The 3210-nt window shown below is 72.8% G+C and carries 2 protein-coding genes; both read right to left on the reverse strand.

The genetic code is table 11. The features are described from left to right. Positions 1-55: 55 nt before the first annotated feature. On the reverse strand, positions 56-2977 hold the full coding sequence (gene pglZ / locus ITI46_RS33885; RefSeq protein ID WP_307808431.1) for a BREX-2 system phosphatase PglZ: 2922 nt from the start codon (positions 2975-2977) through the stop codon (positions 56-58). A 19-nt stretch (positions 2978-2996) separates the two neighbouring features. Beyond that, positions 2997-3210, reverse strand: a 214-nt coding sequence (locus ITI46_RS33890; RefSeq protein ID WP_209243806.1) for a hypothetical protein, incomplete at its 5' end; no start/stop codon positions are given.

Below are 3210 nucleotides of genomic sequence, written 5' to 3' on the forward strand. Positions count from 1 at the left end.
GTGCCGGGCGGGCCGCCCCGCCCGGCACGGCACCCCCTGCAGGCTCCTTAGCTGGTCAAAGCTCGAACTGGTCCCGCAGCAGTCCTGGGTGCAGCCGCAGCGTCCGGCCGTCCGGCAGGGTCTCCAGCACCTGCACGCCGTCGTGGTTGAGCAGCTGCCGGAGTACGGCGGCGAAGCCGTCGGCGGCCCTCGTAGCGGGCAGGCTGATGCGTTGGGCCAGGGCGGTGACGGGGAGTGTTCCGCCGGCGTCCAGCAGAGCCCGTACGGCCTTCTCGACTCTTGCCAGCTCCGCCTGGCGGGGCTTGCGGGCGAGCAGCTCCACCTGCGCCACGAAGACCTCGGACGACATCAGGCCGCTGACCAGCGCGTCGTTCGGTGATACCAGATGGTGGGAGAGCAGAGCACCGTCGCTCTCCGAGGGGATCAGCGACACCTCGAAGAGCGAGTCGTGGCTCCTTGCCAGTTCGGCGTCTGTCCGGGCTTGCTTGGGTGTCTTCTTCTTCACCGGGGCGGCTGCCGCTGCCGGGCGTCCTTCCGTGCGGTCCGAGTCGACCGACGTCAGCGACCACCACGGCGGCTGCTGGCTGCCCAGCTCGCGCCAGCCGCTCGGCGGCACCGCCCCGAAGGGGAGGAAGGCCAGCACGGGGATGGCGACCTCGGCCAGAGAAGCCCCGCCGTGGTAGCCGGCCTTCCGCGAGGTGTAGCGGGAGTCGGCGTCCCACAGCGCGACGATGTCCCCGCCGGGCTCCGGGGCGACCACACGCGGTCCCGAGAGAGCAATCTCCGTCTCGGCGAGCGGACCCCTTCCGGACCGGTGCCGGGCGGATTCCACATGGTCGGGGCCGGCCTCGACCCGCACGCCGTGCCGGTCGATGACATGACCGTGGTCGCTGGTGAGGATCACCGCCCGGCCCTGGGCGGCGGCGAAGCGCAGCAGGTCCCGCAGCCGCCCTATGTCCCCGAGCCGCCAGGCGCCGTCGCCGAGTTTCTGCTCCGTGGCAAGCCGGTCGTCAATGGTGTTGAGCACCACGGCGACATGCGTACGGTCACTGATCAGCGCCTCGTGCAGCTCGGGCCCGAGGGGGGCGCCGCTGGTGTCGCCACGCAGGTCGTCCTTGTGGAAGACGGCGGCTTCCTCCTCGCCCCAGAAGCGGTGCTCGGGGAAGAGCCGCTTCTCGTCCACCTGGGTGCCGGTCATGAGGCGGGCGGCGAACAGAGAAGTTCGCGACACGGCCGTCACGGTGGGCAGCGCGGCGGCCATCGCCCGCCGTACCGGAATGCCCTTTGCCTTGGGCAGCGGGTCGTACTCCACCCAGTGCTCGCGCAGTTCCTCGCCGAGCTGGGCGGCGATGGCGGCGCTCATCCCGTCGAGGACCACCAGCAGCACCCGGCGCTCACCCGCCTTCACGACAGGGGCGACGACCTTGGGCAGGAAGGTCTCCACCGTCAGCATGTCCTCCGGGGGCCTGCCGCCCGCCGTCCAGGCTGCGAGGGACCTGGCGAAGTGCCGGTCGATATCCCGGCGGCGGGCGCGTACGGAGGCACCCAGGGCGTCGTAGGCGGATCTCAGCGTCGCATCGGGGTCCCCGCCGGACTCGATGTGGTCGAGCGCGAGGTCCACCCAGCCGGTGTCGGAGACATGCTGGCTGACGGCATCCCGCACGCTGTGGCTCTCCGCCTCGTCCTCCACCTCCGGCCGGGCCGTGAGCCATCGGGTGAGCCGCTGTGCCATGCACGCCCGTTCGATGCGGGGCCGGGTATCGGGTTCAGGCGCGAGCCGGTGGTCGTCGAGTGCCGCCACCGCCTGCGCGATCCGGTCCTGCCGGCCGGTCAGGAGCGCTTCGCCGACGGCGGTGAAACGGGCCTCGAGCCCCGCGGCCAACAGCGGGCTCGTACGGGTGGCCTCTTCGGCGCCGAACTGCCGCGCCAGGAAGGCCGCGCGGTCGTGGACGGAACCGGACAGGCGCCGCGCAGCCGCCGCCGAGTCGCCGTAAGACGACCGTCCCGTCAGCAGCAGGCCCGAGACGAACTCCTCGCAGGATCGGCCGAAGGCCGCCACGAGTGCGTCCAGGGCCTCTCCCTGGGCGGGCGGCTCCTCCCCGAACCAGCGCTCGGCCCGCCCCCGGGCCCGGTAGTTCTCCGCGTCCGCTGCCGCGTCGGCATGCACCCACAGCGCGGCGCAGACCAGACCGAAGGCGACGGCGTCCGGCCCGTGCCCGGCTTCGACCAGGGCGAGCAGTGTCCGTCCGGCCTGGCCCGCCTGGTCCGAGGAGCCGAGGAACGCGGCGATACCGGCGCGCTCGGGCGCGCGCAGCGCCAGGTAGCGGTCCGGGCCGCCGGACGCCAGCGACCAGTGCAGCAGCGTGTGGATATCGAGTTCGTCGCCGCTCGCGGACAGGGCATGCGGCTGGTCCCGGTCCGGGTCGTACCGGCCGATGCCGAGCCTGCGGAGCGTGAGTTCGCTCAGTGCCTTGTCCCGGGAGAGCACCCCGCCACGGAGCCGCGGCCAGCCGCTCGGCGGGGTGGCGTCCAGCAGCGCCTCAGCGGCCCAGTTCTCGTCCACCAGTCGGCGGTCGGTACTGACCGCGCCGAAGGACTCCCGGACGACGTCCCAGGTGTCCACCGCGTTGACCCGGTGCCGGTGCACCTTGGCAAGGAGATCGGGTCCGAGTTCGGCCTCTTCGCGGTCGGTGAGCACCACCAGTACATCGGGACCGGGCGCCGCCGGCGCCCGGTGCGCCAGCACCAGCTCGTACGCGGCCAGCGGCGAGGGCGCGGTGGCCACCGACGCCTGTCGGTGCTCGCCCCACGCCAGCTCGGCCGGGCCGTCCCAGCGCGGCGCCGCGCGCAGCAGTACGGCCCGGCGCTTGCCCGGGCTCAGGCCGGGCTGGGACGCGAGGTACTGGGCGATGGTGGCGGCATTGAGCCGTACCGCACTGGTGGTGGCCTCCGCGCTCGTGCTCGTCGTGGTCGTCACCGCACACGCCTCGTTCCGCTCATTCCACGACCCGCCAACTGATCTCAACGGTCGCATCGGGTTCGGTGGCCGTCAGTTCGTCCAGTTCGGCCCGAAGCTGCGCGATCACCTGGGATGCCTTGGCCCGTCCACCGCCTGAGCGGCGGGCGGCACGGGGGCCGGGGAGCGGGTGGCTGGTGGACACCGGCGGCTGGGCGGTGCCGTTGTTGAGACTCACCGCGTCGGGCGTGGTG

The organism is Streptomyces oryzae, from assembly GCF_017676365.1.
In the GTDB taxonomy this organism is placed as follows: Bacteria; Actinomycetota; Actinomycetes; order Streptomycetales; family Streptomycetaceae; genus Streptomyces; species Streptomyces oryzae.